Origin of the sequence: Desulfovibrio sp., from assembly GCF_014803725.1 — a bacterium.
Taxonomy (GTDB): domain Bacteria; phylum Desulfobacterota; class Desulfovibrionia; order Desulfovibrionales; family Desulfovibrionaceae; genus Desulfovibrio.
On the sequence record NZ_JAAVBE010000019.1, the window covers coordinates 181051 to 201793 of the forward strand.

A 20743-nucleotide genomic window follows, 5' to 3' on the forward strand; every position below is an offset into this window, starting at 1 on the left:
AATCCGGCAAAGCCCACTGAAGAGGCCCCTCGGAAAACGCCGTGCAAAGGACGTCCCCCCCGAGATGAGCGCCACCCCCTTCACCTTTTCCTCCAAGGCCGACACTCTGGCCGCGCTCTCCCGCTGGCCGGAACTCAACATCCCCACGGTGTTCGCCTTCACCGTGGCGGAGTGGCGCGCCGATGCCGGGGCGGTGCATGCCGGGGCCGTGGCCGCGCTTGGGACTGCCCCGGGCCTGCGCGCGGCCGTGCGCTCCTCCTGCCGGCGGGAGGATTCGGCGGCCTGTTCCGGCGCCGGCGCCTTCCTTTCGCGCCTTGATGTGCCGCTGGACGACGACGACGCCTTTGTCGATGCGGTCGAACAGGTCATCGCCTCCTATGGCGGGGCAGCCCCGGACGACCAGGTGCTCGTGCAGCCCATGATCCGCGAGCCGGCCGTCACCGGGGTCATCATGACCCGCGCCCTTGCCGACGGCGCGCCCTGGTATGTCATCAACTATGACGACGAATCCGGCAAGACCGACACCGTCACCGGCGGCACCCATGTGGGCAAGACGGTCTATGTCTACCGCGAGGCACGGGAAGGCGATTTCGACTCCCCGCGGCTCGCCGCCTTCGTGGGGCTGGCGCGCCGGCTTGAGGCCCTGTGCGGTACGGACGCGCTGGATATCGAGTTTTGCCTCGATGCGGAAAATACCCTTCATCTGCTTCAGGTGCGGCCCATCTGCGCCGGGAGCCAATGGCCGGACTCCATCCCCGCGGCGCGCATCGGGCGCGTGGCCGAATTCGTGGCCGACCGCACCGGCCCGTGCCCCGGGCTTTTCGGGCAGCGCTCCATCCTCGGGGTGATGCCGGACTGGAACCCGGCGGAAATGATCGGCATCCTCCCCCGGCCGCTGGCCGCCTCCCTCTACCGCAACCTTATCACGAGCCGCGTCTGGGCCAAGGCGCGGGAGCGCATGGGCTATCGCACGCTGCCGCCCACCGAGCTCATGCCGCTCATCTTCGGGCGCCCCTACATCGATGTGCGCGCGAGCTTCAATTCCTTCCTGCCGGCGGGGCTCGACGCCGGCACATGCGAAATCCTCGTCAACGCGTGGCTGGAACGACTGGAGGCCAACCCGCAGTTTCATGACAAGATCGAGTTTGAGATTGCCCAGACCGCTCTCGACTTCAACTTCGACGCCGCGCTGGACGCGCGCTATCCCGGGCTGCTCTCGGCGCGCCGCCGGGAGGAGTTTCGCGCCGCCCTCACCCGCCTGACGGCAGCCTGCCTCGATCTTTCCCCCGCGGGCACTCTGGCCGGCGCGATGGACGCCGTGGCCGAACTGCGCGGGCGCCAGGCGGCGCGGCCCTTCGTCAGCGCCGCCGAGCCCGGGCGCCTCGAAGACCTCCCGCCCCTCTTGGCCGAATGCCGCAAGTACGGCACCCTCCCCTTCTCCATCCTGGCGCGGCATGCCTTCATCGCCGAAAGCCTGTTGCGCTCGGCCGTGACGGCCGGCGCGCTTGCGCCTGAGCGCGTGCAGACGTTCAAGGCCACGGTGCGCACCATCTCCGGCGAGCTCTCGCGCGAATTTCAGGATGTCTGCGAAGGCCGGCGCGACGCCGCGGCCTTCATGCGCAAATACGGGCACCTGCGGCCCGGCAGCTATGACATCCTTTCGCCCCGCTACCTTGACCGGCCGCAAATCTTCGGGGAGGGCGGCCGCCCACAACGCCCGAGACCCGGCGCGCCCTTTGCGCTCACCCCGGCCGAACGCGCGAGCCTCGAGACCCTGCTGCGCGGAGCCGGGCTCGGCGTCAGCCCCGAAGAACTGCTGGAATATGCGCGCCGGGCCATCGCCGGCCGCGAGCACGCCAAGTTCATCTTCAGCCGCAATCTTTCGGACGCGCTGGAGATCATCGCCTTTTTCGGCGAGCGCGCCGGTTTTGACCGCGAAGCGGCCTCCTTTTTCGAAATCCAGCCTCTGCTCGACTGGACGGTCAGCGCGCAACCCGAAACGCCCCAGGAGCATTTCGGCCGCCTCGTCGCGGCCAACCGCGAGCTTCTGGCCCGCGCCTCCGGGCTCAAGCTCGGCTACCTTATCCGCTCGGTGCGCGACGTGTATGTGGCCCCGCAGCACCGCGCCGCGCCCAATTTCGTGGGCACGGGCGAAGCGCTGGCCCCGGTGGCGCGCCTTTTTGCCGGCAGCCCCTGCGATGTGGACCTCACGGGCAAGATCGTCTGCATCGAAAATGCCGACCCGGGCTTTGACTGGATCTTCACCCGCCATATCGCGGGCCTCGTGACGCGCTTCGGCGGGGCCAATTCGCATATGGCCATCCGCTGCGCGGAATACGGGCTGCCGGCGGCCATCGGCACGGGCGAAAGGCTGTTCGACATGGCACAGGCGGCGGAGACGCTCTATATCAAGCCGGCGGCGGCCATCCTGGAGGCGCGCTGATGCTCGGCATCACCATGCGCGTCATGCGCCACACCTATTCCGGGGGCGCCGTGGAGGAACGCGACGCCCTTGCGCGGGACTGGCCCCGCTTTCTCCGCCAGGTGTTTCCGCAGGAGCCGGTCCTCTATCTCCCCAATATGGGCGCGGAAATCACGGGCTTCGCCGCGGGCGCCGGGCTCACCGGGCTCATTTTTTCGGGCGGGGAGGACTGGGGCCTCGTGCCGGAACGCGACGCCACGGAGGCCGCGCTCTTCGCCTGGGCGCGGGAGGCCGGGCTGCCGGTTTTCGGCGTGTGCCGGGGCGCGCAGGCCATCAACCTGCTCATGGGCGGCCGGCTCACAGGCTGCGACGGGCATGTGGCTGTGCGGCATGCGGTGGAGCTGGCGCGCCCCGTTGCCGGGAGCCCGCGCCATGAGGTCAATTCCTTCCATGCTCAGGGCATACTCCGGGGGGGGCTGGCCCCGGGCCTCGAAGCCCTCGCCCTGGCCCCGGACGGCACAGTGGAGGCCTTCACCAGCGCGGACGGCCGCATCGCCGCCGTCATGTGGCACCCCGAACGCGAAGCGCAGCCGGCGCCTCTGGACACGGCGCTTCTGCGCGCATGCCTGGGCCGAGGTTTCGGCGAGACAGCAGGAGAACGATGACCATGAACGACGGTACGGCGGCCGTCATCCTCGCCGCGGGCCGCGGCTCGCGGATGCGGGAGCTCACGGCCGAGCGGCCCAAGTGCCTTGTGGAGCTCGCCGGCCGCCCCCTCCTCCACTGGCAGCTCGACGCCCTGCGCGGCGCCGGCATCCGGCGCATCCTCGTGGTGCGCGGCTATGCCGCCCAGTGCCTCGCCGGCGACTTCGCCACCACGGAGAATCCGCGCTGGGCCGAGACCAACATGGTCGCCTCCCTGCTGTGCGCGGGCGCCTTCGCGCGCGAGTTCTTCGCCAGGGGGGGCAAGCGGCTCGTCGTCTCCTATTCCGACATCGTGTACCACCCCGACCATGTTCGCAGGCTGCTCACCGCCACGGAAGACATGGCCATCACCTACGATACGGAATGGGAAGCCCTCTGGAAGCTGCGTTTTGAAGACGTGCTCTCGGATGCCGAGACCTTCCGGCAGGAGGGGGGCATCCTGCGCGAGATCGGCGGCAGGGCGGCCACGCTCGAAGAGATCCACGGGCAGTACATGGGCCTGCTCTCCTTCTCGCGCGCCGGCTGGGAGCGCCTGGAGGCAGCATGCGCCGCCCTTGGCCCCGAGGCCGTGGACAAGCTGGACATGACGGGCCTGCTGCGCCTTTTGCTCGCGCAAAATATCGCCATCGAGGCCGTGCCCGTGGCCGGCCGCTGGTGCGAGGCCGACAGCGGCACGGACCTCAAGACCTATGAAGAGGCGCTCGCACGGGGCGCCTGGTCGCATGACTGGCGGCAGTGGTAGCTGCGGCCACACTGATACTCGAATAACCGCAACGCTAGGCGGCGTTCTCCCTGTTTCGGCGGAGGCGCCGGAACACGGGAGAAGCTATGACGGTTGAATGGGATTACACGGCACTGGCGGATGCGTACCTGAAACGCCCCGACTATTCCCCGGCCGCGCTCACGGCGCTGTTCCGTATCGCCTGCCTCAAGCCGGGCGACAAGGTGTGCGACATCGGCGCCGGCGTGGCTCACCTCACCCTGCCGCTGGCGGCCTATGGCTGCGAGGTGGATGCGGTGGAGCCCAATGACGCCATGCGGGCCAACGGCATGAAACGTACGGCCGACCTCGCCACCGTCCACTGGAGCAAGGGTACCGGCGAGGCCACGGGGCGCCCTGCCGGCGTTTATGATTTCGTGACCTTCGGCTCCTCGTTCAATGTCTGCGACCGGCAGGCGGCGCTGCGCGAAAGCCACCGCCTGCTCAAGCCGGGCGGGTATTTCGCCTGCCTCTGGAACCACAGGGACCTGGACGACCCGGTGCAAAAAGCCATCGAGACCATCATCCGCGAGAGCATCCCGGGCTATGGCTACGGCACCCGGCGCGAGGACCAGTCGGCGGTCATCACCGCCTCCGGGCTTTTTGAGGATCTGGTGAGGGTGGAAGGCGCCACCGTGCAGACGCAGAGCGTCGACGATGCCATCGAGGCCTGGCGCTCGCACGCCACGCTCCAGCGCCAGGCGGGCGAAGCCTTCGGCCCCATCGTGGACAAGCTGGCCGCCCATCTGCGCTCGCTGGGCACCGATACCCTCCACATCCCTTACACCACACGCGCCTGGATCGCGCGCCGCAAGGACTGAAATGCAAACTTCCCGGAAAAATGGCCGCGTGTTCTGGATCACCGGCCTTTCCGGCGCCGGCAAGACCACCCTGGCCCGGGCGCTCCAGCAGGCGCTCCCGGGCTCGCTCCGGCTGGACGGCGACGAACTGCGCGAAGCCCTGGGCGCCAGCGGCCAGGGCTTCGACGCGGAGAGCCGCCGGCGCCTGGCCCTGAGCTATGCGCGGCTGGCCGGCCTTCTGGCGCGGCAGGGGGCCACGGTCATCGTGGCCACCATTTCGCTCTTCCACGAGCTCCACGCCTGGAACCGCGCCAACCTGCCCGGCTATGTGGAGATATTCCTGGACGTGCCGGAGGCTGTGCGCCGCGGGCGCGACCCCAAGGGCCTGTATGCCGGCAATGTGCGCCATATGGCCGGAGGCGAGGTCAAGGCGGAACTGCCGCTTGCCCCGCACCTGCGCCTCACGGGCGGCGAAAGCCTTGAGGACGCGCTGGCGCTCGTGCTGGAGCTTGCGGCAGAGCCCGCGGCGCGCAACGACTGACGCTTCCGCCCCCTGGCGCCCGGCCTCTCCCGTTCGCCGCGCTCCGCCCCGGCTTGCCAAGGCCGCGCCTCTCTGCCACTATGCGGGCATTGGGGAGCCCCGGTCGCCGGCGCCCGGCATGCGTCCGCAGGCCCTCCCCCCTTGCTGAACGGAGCGGCCATGGCCTTTCGATTCTCCCCCCTCTTCGGCGGCACCATGGTGGTCGCCGGCACGGCCATCGGCGCGGGCATGCTCGGCCTGCCCATGATCTCCGCGGGCATGTGGTACTCGTGGTCCATGGTGGTGCTTTTCGGCTCCTGGTTTTTCATGTTCCGCTCAAGCCAGGCCCTGCTTGAGGTCAACCTGCACTTCCAGCCGGGCGACAGTTTCCACACCCTCGTGCGCGAGCTGCTGGGCCCCGCGTGGAGCGCCGTCAACGGCCTTTCCGTGGCCTTCGTGCTCTATATCCTCGTCTACGCCTATGTGAGCGGCGGCGGCTCGGTGGTGCAGCACGCGCTCACGCCCGTGCTGGGGAGCGAGCCCCCGCGCCTGCTCACGAGCCTCATCTTCTCGCTGCTGCTGGCGGCCTGCATCTGGTGGAGCTCCCGCGCGGTGGACCGCTTCTCCATCGTGCTCATGGGCGGCATGGTCTTGGCGCTGCTCTTTTCCATGAGCGGCATGTTCCGGCACCTCCGGCTCGACGTGCTGCTGGACGCAGGCGGCGCGGGGGGCGAGGCCATCTTCATCTGGGGCGCGCTCTCCACCTATCTCACCTCCTTCTGCTTCCACGCGTCGGTGCCGAGCCTCGTCAAGTATCTCGGCAAGGACGGCCGCGGCATCAACGCCTGCCTCAGGTACGGCACCATCATCGCGCTGGCCTGCTATTTCGCGTGGATCACCGCCTCGGACGGCGTCATCCCGCGCGAGGGCTTCAAGGCGGTCATCGCACAGGGCGGCAACGTGGGCGACCTGCTCGCCGCCGCCGGCCACAACCTCGGTAGCGGCCTCGTGCTCAGCCTGCTGGAGGCCTTTTCGCTGCTCGCCGTGGCGACATCCTTCCTGGGCGCCGGGCTCGGGCTCTTCGACTACATGGCCGACCTCTGCAATTTTGACGACAGCCGCCTCGGCCGCACCAAGACCCTGCTCGTGACCTTCGTGCCGCCCATGGCCTGCGGCCTCCTGTGGCCGGACGGCTTTCTCGCGGCCATCGGCTGGGCCGGCCTCGCGGCTTCGGTGTGGTCGGTCATCGTGCCGGCGCTGCTGCTGCGCGCGTGCCGGCGGCGCTTCAGCCCGGGCGGATACACTGCGCCGGGCGGTGCGCTGCTCACGCCGCTGCTGCTCTGTTACGGCATCCTCGTGGCCGTGTGCCATACGCTCTTTGTGTTTCAGCTCCTGCCCATGTATGATTGACCCGCGGGGCGGAAGAGCTCCGCAGCCGCAAGCGGGGAAGGACATGGACGACCCTCACGCGCCCCACATAGCCCGATCTTCAGCCTCTCCCGGCGCGGCCCCGCCCCGCCCCGGCGACGTGGCGACCGCCCGCTTCGTGCTGGCGGCGCAGTTGCGCCTCCTGGAGCGCGCCCTCGCCGCGTGGCCGCGCCGGGAAGCGGCCCTGCTGGACGTGAACTGCGGCACGGGCGCGGTGCTGCCCTTTCTCTGGGGCTGCGGCTTTGAGGTGGACGCGGTGGAGGCCGACCCGGCCTCCCGGGCGCGCGCGCAAACACGCTGCCCCGCGGCCACGGTCATGGCCGGCAGGGACGACGGCCTGCCCGTGGAGGACGACGCCTACGACTGGGTGCTCCTCCACCTGCGGGAGCCAAGGCGCCTCGCCGCCGCCCTTGCCGAAGCGCGGCGCGTGGCCCGGCGCGGCTTTGCCGTCACTTTCTGGAACCGCCACTCCCTCGCCGGGCTCTGCGCGCGCGTGGCGCACACGCGCCTCCCCGGGCACGTCACCACCTGGTGGGAGGTGCGCGGGGCCCTGCGCCGCATGGAGGGCGCCCCCGCGCCCGGCAATACGGCGAGCCTGGGCACGCTGGCCGGGCCTGTGAACACCTGGCGCGCGAAAAGCCCCCTCGCGCCGGGGAGCCGCCTCGTCACGGCGCTCCCGGTGGGGGCGTGGACGGTGTTCCGCTGTACGCTCGGGCCCGCGGGCGGCGTCACTCCGCTGGCCCTGCGTCTCGGCGCCCGTTTCGGGCGCGGCATGGATGAGCGCCTTTCCGCGCCGGAGCCGGTGCTGGAGTGCGGGCGCAAACCGCTCACCTCCTGCGCCCCGGGCGGGAGGGACGAAGGAGGGGCATGATGCCCGCATTCCTCTCGGGCCTCGCGGCCAAGGCCCGCGCGCACAAGCTCGTCACCCTGCTCGCCGTGCTGCTGCTCGTGGGCGCCCTCGGCGCGGGCGGCTATTTTGGCTGGCGCACCTGGCAATATCGCCAGACCAGCGAATACGCCGTGGAACAGCTCAAGGCGGCGCTCACGCCGCCCAATACGGAAGAGCTCGCCAAGCGGGTGGACTTCCGCACGCTGTTCGCGGAGCTTTCGCGCGCCGTGGCCGGGGCCTTTCCCTTTTACAAGGCCGGCCCTGACCAGGAACATGTGCTGAGCCAGCAGTTGCAGACCGCCCTTCTGCGGCGCCTGCGCGAAAAGGACGCGGGCCCCGCCAAGGGGGAGGAGCCGGACGCCGCGGCCAAGCTGCGGCAGCCGCTGGTGCTCTTTCCGCCGGATTTTCTCGCGCAGCTCCCGGCCGGGCTCACGCTTATGGAAACGAAGGGCGACACCGCGCGCATCAGGACCGAGATCACGCACCCCCAGCTCCAGGTCGCCTTCCCGCTGGAATTTGAGCTTCGGCGCGGGCCGGACGGCTGGATGGTGCGCCACCTCGTGAATGCCGCCGAGGTGGCCGGCATCCTGCGCGCGGCCCTTGTCACGCGGCAAAAGGCCACGGCGGATATCGTCCTTGCCAAGAACGAGGCCACGCTGAAGCGCATGGAGAGCATCCTGCCCATCCAGGGCTGCGAGGCCGAGGCCGGCCTGCTCTCCGACGGGGAGACCCTGCTGCTCATGGTGCTCATGCGCGGGCAGAACCAGGGCGGCATCCAGGTGAACAACATGGACCTCGACACCACCATCTACGGCGCCCACGGCGAGCCCGTGCTCACGCGGCACCTCAACGCGGCGGAGCCCGTCTATCCCGGCGCGGCCTTCAGCCACCGCTGGAGCATCGAGCTCGACGCGCAAAGCCCGGAGGGGCAGGCCGTGCTCGGCGGCATTCCCCTCACCTGCCGCCCGGTGTGGCGCACCATGGGCCTTTCGAGCGCGGAAGTGCTGCATGTGGCCGACACGGCGGACTTGACGCAAAAATGCGAGATCCCGGGGCACGATCACCCCGTGGGCTTCTGCAAACTGCCGATTTTTCAGGAATAACGGGAGAGGAGCCGACGCGGCGCGCTGAAGTGCCCGTCAGGCGCCGCGCTCTTTCTTCCACGCGGCATACGCGCGCATGACCCCGGCCAAGTGCCGGGGCACCACCACGGCCTCGCTGAAGTGCGCGAGCACATTGCGCCGCGCCATGCGGGCCTGCGGCGCGGGTTCGCCGTCGCGCGGGCGCGCCTCAAGCGCCGCCAGCACGGCGGCCGGGGCATCGTTGGCCGGAAATTCCAGCATGTTGACGCCGGGGCGCAAAAAATTTGCCGTTTCCGGCCGCGCCATGAGCAGGGCCTCGCAGCTCATGGCCTCCAGCATGGCCCGCTCGGCCGCGTCGCCCTGCCCGGGGCAGACCACGAGCGAGGACGCGGCCAGAAGATCCCGATAGCGCCCGAAGGGCAGCGAAGCATGCGCCGCAAAGCGCGGTCGGCAGCCGTCCGCCCAGGTGTTCGCCGCGGCTTCCAGCGCCTCCCGAAGGCGGCTGTTTTCCGTCAGCATGACCGCATGGCACGCGGGGAGCGACCGCAGCACGGCGTGCGCGAGGCGCAGCAAGGTGGCAAGCGGCGCCCCGTCGAGGCCGGTGGCGTCGAGGGTGAGCAGTGGGCCGTCCGGCGGGGCTTCGTGCCCCTCGAACCACGGGCGCGCGGCCGCGCGCGAAAAAAGCTCCGTATCCACGCAGGGTTCGGTGAGGCTTAGGGCCTCCCGTAGGGGGCTCGGGAAGAGGCGCCGCTGCCGCTCGCTCATGGCGAAGCAGAGGTCGGCCTGCAAAAAGAGCGCGCTTTGCAGGATGGTCCAGGCCCGGCGCGCCTCCCCGGGCAGGAGGGCGAAGTTTTTGAGCCCGGTTTCCGCATAGCCCGCGAGAAAGGCACCGGGAAAGGCCTGCGGCGCGAACAGGGCCGCGCCCCCGGCCAGCGTGGCGAAGATGATGTCCGGCGTGCCCCAGGACTCGCGCAGGGAGGTGAGGGAACGCAGCCCCCAGGAACCGCGCCTGACGGTCTCCTCCCACAGGGCGGGCACTTCCGGGGCCACCTCGCCGAAGAGCGGGGCGTTTTTCAGGCGCACCCGCCGCACACCGGGGAGCGCGAAGTCCTTGCGCTGCCGGTTGGAGGCGAAGAGCACCTCGTTTTCCGGCGCGGCCGCAAGCTCGCGCGCCAGCGGCCCGAGATCGCCGGGGAAATAGTTGCTGATGAAGAGGATGCGCATGGGGATATGAGGGCGGCGCCCGGAAGGGCGCCGCCGTTTTTTTTTTTGAGGTGCCGGGGCGCGGTGCCCCGTGTGCCTGTACACTCTTAGCCGTTGCTCAACACGATATTCTGCGCGGCCTGCTCGCCGGCATCAGTGCCGCCGGTGCTGTCCACGGTCAGCGTGGTTTCGAGTGAGACGCCATCCCCATTTTCATAGGTAGTGGTTTTGTCGTTGCCCTCGACCTTGTGCCACTGGTCGCCCAGGATGAGCTTGTTGCCTTCCACGCTGAAGCCATACTTGGCGGCAAGGGCGTCCATGTTCTGCAGGCTCGTATCCACGCCCCTGATCATCACCTCCACGTCATTGACCATGGGCATCTGGTCGTCATGGCCCTCGCCATTCCTGTTCTGCCAGTTGCCTATCATGTCCGCCAACGTGTGCTGGGTCCCGGTGCCGTCCGAGAGCAGGAAGTCGATGCCCGTTCCACCGTCCACGAGGTAGTCATCGGCGTCATAAACGATGAGGTCGTTGCCGCTTCCGCCGAAGAGGCTATCCTTGCCCGCGCCGCCGTCCAGGAAGTCGTTGCCCGAGCCGCCGAAGAGGAGGTCATCCCCCGCGCCGCCAATGAGCGTGTCGTCGCCGGAACCGCCGATGAGGATGTCATCGTCATTGCCGCCGTCCAGGTGGTCATTGCCGCCCGCGCCGTGGAGAAGGTCGCTGCCGGAAAGGCCGTAGAGGGTGTCGTCACCGCCCGCGCCCTTTTCGAGATCCTGCTCGGCAGCCTCGAGGTTCTTCGCAATAGTATGCAGCTCGTCAGCCGTCTTTCCCGCCAGCTCCTCAGCGTTGGCAGTGAGGTCCTTGTCCCGGCTGACTTCAAGAAGGTCGCGCAGTTGTCCCTTCGCCGCATCGGTGCCGTCCCCGTCGCCCATCATGACATCGGTGCCGTTGGTGCCGAAGAGCAGGTCATTGCCCGCGAGACCGTGTACATTGCTGTGGGTGTCCTCCGCCTTGTTCGTCTGCATGTTGGCGGCGATTTCATCGGCATGCGTCTTTACCTCGTCAATGCCGTAGCCATTGGCCGCAAGCGCGCCGATGAAGGCGGCAGCATCGCCGAAGAGGATATTGTCCGCGGCGTCTCCCTTCGGGGTGCTTTTGCCGTTCTTGTCATAGGCCGCGTCGATGAAGACATACTTGTCGCCAACCTTATGCGGGTCAAGATTGGTCTCAAGGCGGAGATGGACGCCGTCCTTTTCATATTCAAACGTCTTGCCGCCGTCCTTTGTCGTCCAGCGGTCGTCAACGGTCATGATGTGGCTCTTGCCGTCAATGACCACGCCGTACGACGCCAGGGACGCGAGGCTCGTGATGCCCAGGTTTTCCACATGGGTGGTATGCAGGGAAGTGATGAGCACCTCCACCCCGGCCACCATCGGCTTGTCTTTGCCGCCCTCAATCATTTCCGCAAGGGTTGGTGCGTCCTTGCCGCCCGCCAGCAGGATGTCGATACCGTCGCCGCCGTGGATGATCAGGTCGTTCTGGTCGTAAACGATGATGTCATTGCCGGAGCCGCCGAACAGCATGTCCTTGTCCGTATAGCCGTCCACCGGCTTGCCGTTGCCGTCCAGGTAGTCGTCACCGCCGCCGCCGAAGAGGATGTCGTTGCCGACGCCGCCATAAAGCGCGTCATTACCCTGCTCGCCCTTCTCCATTGCGTTCATAAGCGCATTCAGCTCTTCGGGCGACTTATCGAGCAACGCGTCCCGAACCTGCTCAAAGGCAGCCTTGTTGGCGCCGGTGACGCCCTTGTTCTGGCCCAGGCTGTTCACGCCGTTCCCGATATTCTCCTTCCCGGTTCCGATACCTTCCTTGAAGGCCACGTCGAGACCAAGGCCATCGAGCAGCTCCCCGAGGGGACTGTCCTCCCCGTTGTCCAGGCCGTCGCCCAGCATCAGGTCGTTGCCGCCCTTGCCGTACATGAGGTCATTGCGTTCATGGCCGCGCAGCAGGTCATACGCATTGTCAAACAGCACGGTGTTGGAATCGGTTCCCCAGTCGGTTTCGTAATAGCCGGTTTCCACATTGTGGAAGCGCTCAAGGTCGCTCGGGTTGGACATGTCGATGTTTTTAACCAGACTCGCCGTGTCGCCGTCCGCATCCTTGACCTTGAATGTCACATTGAAGTCGGCCTTGGTGTTCTCACCCTTCTTCGCAAACTCGTAGAACTGCTTGATGGTCCAGGTGCCGTCCTGATTGAGGCTGCCTTCAAACAGGGTGACGGTCTGCCCGTGCAGATCAAATGTCGCCGTGACGGTGGTTGGGGTAGATGTCAGCTGTGCCACATATTCCCCCGCATCAGGGCCGGTGAGGATGTTGAATTCCTTCAGCTCGGCTTGGCTCCAGTCCCAGGTGATGGCATTCTCTGTCGCTTGGCCGTCCGCCCCGAAATCAACGTCAACCTGGCCCTTGTATTCCTGCGCGGTGTGGGTGAAGCCCAGCGACTTGATGCCGAAGGCGGAGGCCGTATGGTGCACAGAATCGGGGGCAGCGGAAATGATCACCTTGGTGTAGCCGTCCGGCACGGCGATATGTATCTTGCCAGAGGCATCGAGATCCTTGGAGCTTATCTCCACCATCTTGACCAGGCTGTCATCATTGTTGTTCTTGGGCGTGAGATAGAAGCAGATGAGCGCCTTTTCGCCTGCTCCGAGACCACCGAACTCGATATTCGTACCGTAATAAATGGTGCCTTCGGTGTTTTCAAAGACCAGCGCTTCGGAGTGCTTCGCATCCGGCATGCTCAAGCCGTTTTGATCGTAATTTCCTCCCCACGTCCCGACGGTCAGGCCATTCTCCCCCATCGCCAGTATCTTGTCGGCTTTGGACGCACCCCCGTTATATGCATTATTGATATCCTTTGAGTAATCCACCGTGTACCCGTTCTCGGTAAAGGTGTATTCCACAAAGGTGGGAATGATCTGGATGCCGCCATAGGTGCCCATATAGGCGTTGGCAGTCGGGAGATAACTGGCATAATTCCCGGGGTGCTCGGGATCAAATATGGGATGATTGCCAGAGCTTCCCATAACATACTTGAAGTCCCAGCCCTGATCTTCGAAGTACTTCGCAGACGAGGTGAGGCTGTTTGGGGTGTTGAATTGCAGGAAGGCGACATCGTCCCTGCTGTCCACGCCGGCGAGCTCATAGGGCGCGTCTCTTATGCTCGGTCCGTCGTCCTCAATGGTGATGGACACGTTGTTGTTTGTGGCCGTGCTTCCGCCCTTGTCCGTGCCCGTCACGGCGATGCCGGTGATGCTGATGGAGTCGCTGTCCACAGCATGGCCGGCGGGGTCAGTCATGCTCGCCGTCATGGACACCGTGCCATCGGGCTTGACCTCGCCGATGGTCACCGTCAGGGTCACGCCGTCACCATTGATGCCGACCAGCGTATCCGTGCCCTGTCCCGTCCATGTGAAGTTGTTATTGGCTGCTCCTTCAACCGTGATGGCCTGGTCGGCCGCAAAAACCACCGTCGTCACGTCCTGCGGCCCGTCGAAGAGGTCGGCGGACTTCTGCTCGCTCGCTACCTTCTCGCCCGCGGCGTCCCCATCCTTGAGCGTGAACGCGATGCCCGTGGCTTTGGGGCCTTCCGAACCGGGATCGACCGGCTTAAGCGGCGTGTTCACAAGGTCAATGGTCAGCGTGTTGCTGGTGACATCGCCGTCCGCGTCCTTCACCTGGTAGTGGAAGACCTCGTCCTCCACGCCCTCGGGCAGCACGGCCTTCCCGTTGTCATCTTTGAACCCATCCTTGAGCGCGTAAGTATAGCTGCCGTCCGGCTGGATGGTCAGGGTGCCGTACGTGCCCTCCACCGTGGCGCCGAGGGCATTGCCGTCGGCGTCCGTCAGCGTGAGCGAGCCGGTCATCCAGCCGTCCGCGCCGGCAGTGTCATTGGCGAGCAGGTTGCCCGTGACCTCGGTCTTCCCGCCCTCGGCGAGGGTGTTGGTGTCGGCCACGCTCGCGGCCACATCGTCCCGGATGATGATGGTGATGCTGCTGGAGGCGGCATCGCCGTCCGTGTCGCGCACGGTGAGCGGCAGGGAGTGGGCGATGTGGTCCTGCCCGGGCTGGCCGTGCTCCTGCGTGGCTTCAGTGAGGGTATAGGTGTAGGTGAGGCGCCCGGTGGCGGGGTCATAGGCGAAGTTGTGGAAATAGCCCTCGTCGGTGTGGAACTCGGGCTTGCCAACCATCTGGCCGTTCTGCCAGATAACCTGGCCGCCGATCTCGATGCTGGCGAGCCCGTCGGGGGCGGAGACGCGCATGGCGCCGTTGACCGAGACGGAATCGCCGTCACGCAGGCCGCCCTCGCTCACCAGGCGCACGTCGCCGGGGGGCACGATGCCCGCATTGCCGGGCTCGCCGCCGTCCGGGACGCCCGGGATGCCGGGGATGCCCGGGGTGCCGGGAGGCACGGGCGTGGGATCTTCGGGCGTGAGGGTGACGGGATTGTTGCCGCCGTCGTCATCGTGGGTGTAGCCCACGGCATTGGGGTGGTCCTCCCACTCGAAAGCGCGGGAGAAGCCCCAGTCAAGGCCGTCGAGATGCTGGATGCCGCCGGTGAGGGCGGAATCGCCCCACTCGTGGAAGCGCGCGCCGTTGGCGACGGTGCCCGTGCCGGGGCCGGCTGCCGGCATGAGGTCGGGCTCGTTCATGGCCTCGAAAAAGTCCGCCGCGGCCACTTCGGTGCCGTCGATATTGAACGAGGGCAGGTTGTCGCCGTTGTATTCCTGATAAAAGCCCTCGAGCTGGAGCCGTGAGCCGTCCTGAAAGCTGATGTTCAGGTTGTCGCCGTCGCGGGCGAGGGTGGCGTCCGAGGTGGGGAAGTCGAAGACGAAACGGGCGTCGGGCGCGCACTGGACGGACTCTGAAGCACCGGCGGCGGGCTTGGCGAGGCGGATGTCGGCCATGATTTGTCCCCTTTCTGGTTCTTTTTAATGATTCGGTTGCGGTGTATTGGTTATGGGAGCGTCCTTTCCTTTTTCCTGCGGGCACGGGGCCAAAACAGAAAGCCCCGAAAACGCCGCAAAAGCGCTGTCTCAGGGCGGTGGAGCATTGCCATCGGGCACGCGAAACGCCGCGCCCATGCCACACGGGCGCTTGGACTCGGGAGAGGGAGAAGGAGTGGAGGGAGCGAGCATTTTCCGTTCCTGCCGTGACCGTTGAGAAGCGACGGACCCGCGCGGGCGAAACATCACCGCAAGCGGGCATTCCGGCGGGGCGCGCCCCCATGCGGGGCCGGCGTGGCCGGAACATCGCCAATACAGTCGAGCTCCAGGGTCGGCAGGAACTCTTCCGAAAGATGGCTTCGGATGGCCCCATGGTAGGCGCTTCGGCAAAAATGTCAAGCGGGCGCAGCCCCGCGGCCGGGGCAAAAATGGCTTTTCTCCCGCCGTGGTCTGTGGCATACTCCCTGCGCCGCCCCCTTTTCGGGGCGCCCAAACGCAAGGAGCCGCCAATGCCGGGCCGCAGCCGTTCCATCCATCTCTCGCTCCATATCCACAAAACGCCCGAGGCCATGGCGGAGCGCGCCGCCCACATCTTCGCCGCGGCCTGCGAGGAGGCCGTGAGCGAGCGCGGCGTCTTTCGCATCGCCCTTTCCGGCGGCCAGACGCCGGTCGCGCTCTTCCAGCTGCTCGCCAAGAGCGACTGGGCCGACCGCCTGCCCTGGGACAAGATGGTCTTTTTCTGGGTGGATGAGCGTTGCGTGGGGCCCGACCACCCCGAAAGCAATTACGGTATGGCCCGGCGCGAGCTTCTGGCCCACGTGCCGGCTACCCACTTCTACCGCATGCGCGGCGAGGCCGACCCGGTGGAGGCGGCAAGCCGCTACGAGGCGCAGATCCGCGAGGATTTCGGCCTTGCGGAGGGGCAGCTGCCGCGCTTTGACTTCATCCTGCTTGGCATGGGCGCGGACGGGCACACGGCCTCCATCTTCCCCGGCTCGCCGCTTCTGGGCGTGAAAAAGCCGGAGGAAAAGCGGCGCCTCGTGGCCGATGTGTATGTGCCGGAACGCAAGGCCGACCGCATCACCCTGACGCTGCCGGTCATCAACAACGCGCGGCTCTGCATGTTCCTCGTGGCCGGGGCGGAAAAGCACGCCGCCCTCGCGGACGCGCTCAACCTGCTCACCGAGCCGGTGCTGCCCGCCCAGCGCGTGCGCCCGCGCGTAGGCGACCTCATCTGGATCGTGGACGAGGCCGCGGCCCTGGGCCGCTGAGCCCGCCAGAGGGGACGGCCCCGCGCCCCTGCACCTGAACCTGCCATGACAGCCAACGCCAACCTTGAGGCCCGCCTCCACGCCGTTCTGGACCAGCTCCCGGGCGGCGTCTGCGCTCCGGGCTGGCGCCTGCTCTACGCCAATGCCGGCCTGCGCGCGCTTTTGGGCATCGGCGCGAAGCTCACGGGCGCGACGGATGCGGCAGGCAGCCCGCCGGCAGAAGCCCTCGCCACCTGGCTCGGCCAGGGCGCCCTTGAGGGCTTCGACGGCCACGGCGATGCCCGCGAGGACGCGAAACAGCGCGGGCGCCTCCTGTTCCGGCACGGGGGCGGCTCCACCTACCTTCTCCACTGGTGGGAGGCGGGCGCCCCGGACGAAGCGGGCAGCGAGGAAGGCAACGGCGAAGCGGACACCGGAGACGGGAGCGGCGGCAGCCACGCGGCCCTGCGCTGCTTCACCGTGCAGGAGCTGCCGCCCGGCGGCCTCGAGCAGGCGGCCAGCCACTCCTTGCGCGAGCTCGACAATGTGCTGGAATCCATCCATGACGGCATCTGGGTCATCGACGGCCAGGGCGTGACCCGGCGCATCAACCGCGCCATGGAGCGCATCGCCGGCATCCGCGCCTGCGAGGTGGTGGGCCGCCACGTGAGCGAGCCTTTGCGCGAGGGCCGCTTCAAGACCTGCGTCACCCTGCGCGCGCTGGAAACGCGGCATACGGTGACGCTCTTCGACGACTATTCCAACGGCAAGCGCTGCCTCAACACGAGCACGCCCATCTTTGACGCGGACGGCAAGGTCTGGCGCGTCATCGCGGCCATCCGCGACATCACGGAGCTTGAGAACCTCCAGACCAAGCTCTCCAACCTTGAGGTGGAGGCGCTGGCCTACCGCCTGCGCGCCCAGGGGCTGGAGGGCGAGACGGCGAGCGGGCTGCTCGGCCAGAGCCTGCTCGTCCAGCGCGTGCGCCAGGACATCGCCAAGGCCGCGCAGGCCGAGGCCGTGACGCTCATCCTCGGCGAGACGGGCACCGGCAAGTCGCTGGCGGCGAAGCTCATCCACGACATGAGCGCCCGCGCGGACAAGCCCTTCGTGGCCGTCAACTGCGGCGCCATCCCGCCGGCGCTCATGGAATCGGAGATCTTCGGCTACGAGGGCGGCGCCTTCACGGGCGCGGCGCGCGGCGGCAAGCGCGGCATGCTGGAGCTGGCCCAGGGGGGCACCCTGCTCCTCGACGAGATCGGCGAGCTCTCGCTGCCCATGCAGGCCAAGCTCCTGCACGTGCTGGACGGCCAGCCCATCTACCGCGTGGGCGGCACCCAGCCCATCACGGCCGACGCGCGCCTCATCGCGGCCACCAACAAGCCGCTGGACCGCATGGTGGCCGAGGGGCGCTTCCGCGAAGATCTCTTTTACCGCCTGCGCGTGCTCTGCGTGGAGATGCCCCCCTTACGCGAGCGGCGGGACGACATCCTCCTGCTCGCCTGGCACTTCCTGCGCAAGATCGGCCAGGAGACCGGCACCACCAAGAGGCTTGACCCGCGCACCGAGCAGATCTTCCTCGCCTACGGCTGGCCGGGCAATGTGCGCGAGCTCCAGAGCGTCATCCAGTCCCTGCTCACGCTCTGCGAGCGGCAGAACATCCTCCCCGGCGACCTGCCCTCCTACATGCGCGAGGCCGCCGAGGAACTGCCCGAGCCGGCGGCGCCCCGCGAATCCATGACTTCCGCGGTGGAGCGCCTCGAGCGGGACATGCTCTCCTCTGCCCTCGCCGAGACGGGCAGCACCTACAAGGCCGCGCGGCGCCTTGGCATCAGCCAGTCTTCGGTGGTGCGCAAGGCGAAGAAATACGGGCTGCACACCGCCGGCGCGCCGGGCTGGACCGAACGCATCGCCGCCGCGCCCGGCAGGGAGAAATGATGGAAGAACTCACCGTCGGCCGGCTCGTGGGCCTCGCCATCAAGCTCTATGCGCTCATGACGCCGCCCGCCGTGCTCAGCGCCTTCATTTCGCACATGCGCGGCCACACCAAGCGCGAGAAATATCTCGTGGCCTGCAAGGCCTCGCTCGCCATCTTCATCGTGGGCGAGGTGCTGCTGGTCTTCGGCTCCAGCCTTTTCGGGCTCTTCGGCTTCACGCTGGACGCCTTCCGCATCGGCGTGGGGCTGTTGCTCTTTCTCACGGCCATTTCCCTCATGAACGACGACGACACGGCCCCGCCCGTGCAGCGCGGCGCGGACATCAGCGTGGTGCCGCTGGCCATCCCGCTGGGCATGGGCCCCTCGGCCATCGGCGCGGTCATGGTGCTGGGCGCCCAGTCCACCGGGGCGCACGATTTGCTCGTGGATACCTTCTGCCTGCTTCTGGCCTCCATCTGGATGGCGGCGCTGCTCTGCCTCGCTGACCCGGTGCAACGGCTCATCGGGCGCACGGGCATCGCGGTCATGGCAAAGCTGACCGCGCTTCTGCTCTCGGCCATCGCGGCGCAGGTGATCTTCACGGGCATCCAGGGCTTTCTTCGGCAGTAAAGAGGCCCCCAGGGGTCAAGCACAAAGGACACACACGGCATGGACGGCCTTATCAGCGATGTGGTGGGGACCAGCATCAAGCTCTACGCGCTCATGACGCCCCCCGCGGTGCTCAGCGCCTTTCTCGGCCACACGCGCGACTACGACGCGCGCAAGAAGCACGTGACCGCGCTCAAGACCTCCACGGCCATCTTCGTCATCGGCGTGGTGCTCTACCTCTTCGGCTCCAGCCTGTTCGAGCTTTTCGGCTTCACGCTGGACGCCTTCCGCATCGGCTCGGGCGTGTTGCTCATGCTCACGGCCATCGCCCTCATGCGCGACGACGGCGAGACCGACCATGTCCACACCGACGGCGACATCAGCGTGGTGCCGCTGGCCATCCCGCTGGGCATGGGGCCGGCCTCCATCGGCGCGGTGATGGTCATGGGCGCCTCGGCCAGGAGCTCGCACGAGCTCACACTCGGCGTGTTTTCGCTGCTTTTGGCCGCGTTCGGCATGTTCCTGCTCCTGCGCATGGCGACCCTGGTGGGGCGGGTGCTTCGCGCCACGGGCATCGCGGTGCTCGCCAAGCTCACCGGGCTTTTGCTCGCGGCCATCGCGGCGCAGGTCATCTTTACGGGAGTGCGCGGCTTTCTCGGATAAGGAGCCCACATGAGCCAAGGCACCGACAACCATGCCCCGGCAAGGGGCAACGCGCACGACAGCGGCCTCAGGCTCGTGTTCGTCAGCAGTGTCATCCTTGTCCTGACGCTGCTGTTCTTCGTCTTCCTCATCCACACCACCATGCATGTGGCCGAGGAGTATCAGGCCACCACCGACGCCATGGAGGACTACATCTCCTGGGAAAACGCGGGCCAGCGCGTGCGCCGCGGCTCGGACTATCTCACCGAGCAGGTGCGCCTCTTCGTGCAGACCCTCGACAAGGACTATGCCGACCGCTATTTTGAAGAGCTCGATTCCACCCAGAGCCGCGAAAAGGCGCTGGAAAAGCTCGCCGGCGAGCATGTGCGCGCGGGCGACCACAACTGCATCCACACCGGCGTCGACCTCTCCAACGCCCTCACCTTCCGCGAGATCTACGCCATCCGCCTCGCCGCCGAGGGCGCGCACCTCGACCTTTCGGAATTTCCGGCCAAGGTGCGCGAGGCGCGCCTGAACGCCGACGACCGCTACCTCTCCCCGGCGGACAAGGTGCGCCATGCGCGCGAACTGGTCTATGACCGCAAGTACCGCGAGGCCAAGCAGGAGATCTTCAACGCGGTCACGCACTTCCAGGAGGAAGTGCTCGCGAGAGCCCACGAGGCGCAGGAGAAGAGCACCGCCGAGCTCGGCATGGTGCTGGCGCGCCAGCGCCTTTCCCTCGTGGGGCTCGGGCTGCTCGGGGTGCTCACCTTCGCCATGGTCATCCTGCTCGTCATCCGGCCGCTCCGGCTCTTTGACCGCTGCATCCGCGAGGGCCGGCCGCTGGCGCCTGCCGGGGCGCGCGAGTTCCGCGAGCTGGCCGGCACCTATAACGAGATGTTCGCCCTCCAGCAGCAGCAGGACAGGATGCTGCGCCACAAGGCCGAGCACGACCCGCTCACCGACCTGCTCAACAGGAGCGCCTTCGACGGCCTGCGCAGCCTGTTCAACAGCGAGGGGCACCCCGTGGGCCTCATCCTCATCGACGTGGACCGCTTCAAGGAAGTCAACGACACCCACGGCCACGAAACGGGCGACGCGGCCCTCAGGCGCGTGGCCGGGCTTTTGCGCACGGCCTTTCGCGCCGATGACTTCTGCATCCGCCTGGGCGGCGACGAATTCGCGGTCATCATCTCCGACCGCGCCCCGGGCATCGAGCGCGTCATCGCCGACAAGATCGCGGCCATCAACGATATTCTGGGCCAGCCCGAGGACGGGGTGCCCGCGCTTTCCATCAGCGTGGGGGTGGCCTTCTCCCGCCAGGGTTTCCCCGACAGCCTCTACGGCGACGCGGACAGCGCCCTCTATCACGTCAAGGAGAGCGGCCGCCGGGGCTGCGCCTTTTTTGATGCCATGAGCGCCCGGGCGGCGCAGTCCGCCCGTTCCCAGCGCCTGCGCGAGCCCGCGGGCGACACCCCCGAGCGCCAGGCGCGGCGCCGGGACTGACGGAG

At 67.5% G+C, this 20743-nt stretch carries 15 protein-coding genes; 13 read left to right on the forward strand and 2 right to left on the reverse strand.

Annotated elements, in window-relative coordinates; genetic code table 11:
- Nucleotides 1-64: 64 nt before the first annotated feature.
- From HDR50_RS06340 to HDR50_RS06375, 8 genes are all read left to right on the forward strand, one after another.
- Nucleotides 65-2443, forward strand: coding sequence for a PEP-utilizing enzyme (locus HDR50_RS06340; protein ID WP_291356984.1), 2379 nt, complete (start codon nucleotides 65-67; stop codon nucleotides 2441-2443).
- Entirely contained in the window at nucleotides 2443-3087 is a 645-nt protein-coding gene (locus HDR50_RS06345; protein WP_291356986.1) for a gamma-glutamyl-gamma-aminobutyrate hydrolase family protein, read from the forward strand. Before HDR50_RS06340 ends, HDR50_RS06345 begins: the two co-directional genes overlap by 1 nt.
- Nucleotides 3088-3089: 2 nt before the next feature.
- Nucleotides 3090-3869 carry a phosphocholine cytidylyltransferase family protein gene (locus HDR50_RS06350; RefSeq protein ID WP_291356988.1) on the forward strand — a complete coding sequence of 260 codons (780 nt, stop codon included), beginning with the start codon at nucleotides 3090-3092 and terminating at the stop codon, nucleotides 3867-3869.
- An 86-nt stretch (nucleotides 3870-3955) separates the two neighbouring features.
- Nucleotides 3956-4708: a class I SAM-dependent methyltransferase gene (locus HDR50_RS06355; RefSeq protein WP_291356989.1), complete on the forward strand. Its 753-nt coding sequence runs from the start codon at nucleotides 3956-3958 to the stop codon at nucleotides 4706-4708.
- A gap of 1 nt (nucleotide 4709) precedes the next feature.
- Nucleotides 4710-5228, forward strand: a complete 519-nt coding sequence (locus HDR50_RS06360; protein ID WP_291356991.1) for an adenylyl-sulfate kinase — start codon at nucleotides 4710-4712, stop codon at nucleotides 5226-5228.
- Between the two features lie 159 nt (nucleotides 5229-5387).
- Complete coding sequence (locus tag HDR50_RS06365; RefSeq protein ID WP_291356993.1) at nucleotides 5388-6617, forward strand: aromatic amino acid transporter; 1230 nt, start codon at nucleotides 5388-5390, stop codon at nucleotides 6615-6617.
- Between the two features lie 43 nt (nucleotides 6618-6660).
- Complete coding sequence (locus HDR50_RS06370) at nucleotides 6661-7506, forward strand: methyltransferase domain-containing protein (protein WP_291356994.1); 846 nt, start codon at nucleotides 6661-6663, stop codon at nucleotides 7504-7506.
- The gene (locus tag HDR50_RS06375; protein ID WP_291356996.1) at nucleotides 7503-8627 is read left to right on the forward strand and encodes a translation initiation factor IF-2; all 1125 of its coding nucleotides are present in this window, start codon (nucleotides 7503-7505) and stop codon (nucleotides 8625-8627) included. Before HDR50_RS06370 ends, HDR50_RS06375 begins: the two co-directional genes overlap by 4 nt.
- 36 nt (nucleotides 8628-8663) lie before the next feature.
- Here HDR50_RS06375 and HDR50_RS06380 read toward each other — a convergent pair whose 3' ends face one another.
- Together HDR50_RS06380 and HDR50_RS06385 are read right to left on the reverse strand one after the other, a co-directional pair.
- Entirely contained in the window at nucleotides 8664-9830 is a 1167-nt protein-coding gene (locus tag HDR50_RS06380; RefSeq protein WP_291356998.1) for a hypothetical protein, read from the reverse strand.
- Nucleotides 9831-9916: 86 nt separating this feature from the next.
- Nucleotides 9917-14776: a VCBS domain-containing protein gene (locus HDR50_RS06385; RefSeq protein WP_291357000.1), complete on the reverse strand. Its 4860-nt coding sequence runs from the start codon at nucleotides 14774-14776 to the stop codon at nucleotides 9917-9919.
- A 548-nt stretch (nucleotides 14777-15324) separates the two neighbouring features.
- Here HDR50_RS06385 and pgl point away from each other — a divergent pair.
- Genes pgl through HDR50_RS06410 form a run of 5 tightly spaced genes read left to right on the forward strand, consistent with a single transcriptional unit; the run spans nucleotide 15325 to nucleotide 20738 of the window.
- Entirely contained in the window at nucleotides 15325-16086 is a 762-nt protein-coding gene (pgl, locus tag HDR50_RS06390; RefSeq protein WP_291357002.1) for a 6-phosphogluconolactonase, read from the forward strand.
- A 45-nt stretch (nucleotides 16087-16131) separates the two neighbouring features.
- Nucleotides 16132-18003 carry a sigma 54-interacting transcriptional regulator gene (locus tag HDR50_RS06395; protein ID WP_291357004.1) on the forward strand — a complete coding sequence of 624 codons (1872 nt, stop codon included), beginning with the start codon at nucleotides 16132-16134 and terminating at the stop codon, nucleotides 18001-18003.
- Nucleotides 18003-18611 (forward strand): MarC family protein, encoded by a 609-nt coding sequence (locus HDR50_RS06400; RefSeq protein ID WP_291357006.1) that lies wholly within the window; start codon nucleotides 18003-18005, stop codon nucleotides 18609-18611. The genes HDR50_RS06395 and HDR50_RS06400 overlap by 1 nt, the downstream gene beginning before the upstream one ends.
- A gap of 39 nt (nucleotides 18612-18650) precedes the next feature.
- Complete coding sequence (locus tag HDR50_RS06405) at nucleotides 18651-19253, forward strand: MarC family protein (protein ID WP_291357008.1); 603 nt, start codon at nucleotides 18651-18653, stop codon at nucleotides 19251-19253.
- Between the two features lie 9 nt (nucleotides 19254-19262).
- Complete coding sequence (locus tag HDR50_RS06410; RefSeq protein ID WP_291357010.1) at nucleotides 19263-20738, forward strand: GGDEF domain-containing protein; 1476 nt, start codon at nucleotides 19263-19265, stop codon at nucleotides 20736-20738.
- The last annotated feature ends 5 nt before the right edge of the window (nucleotides 20739-20743 follow it).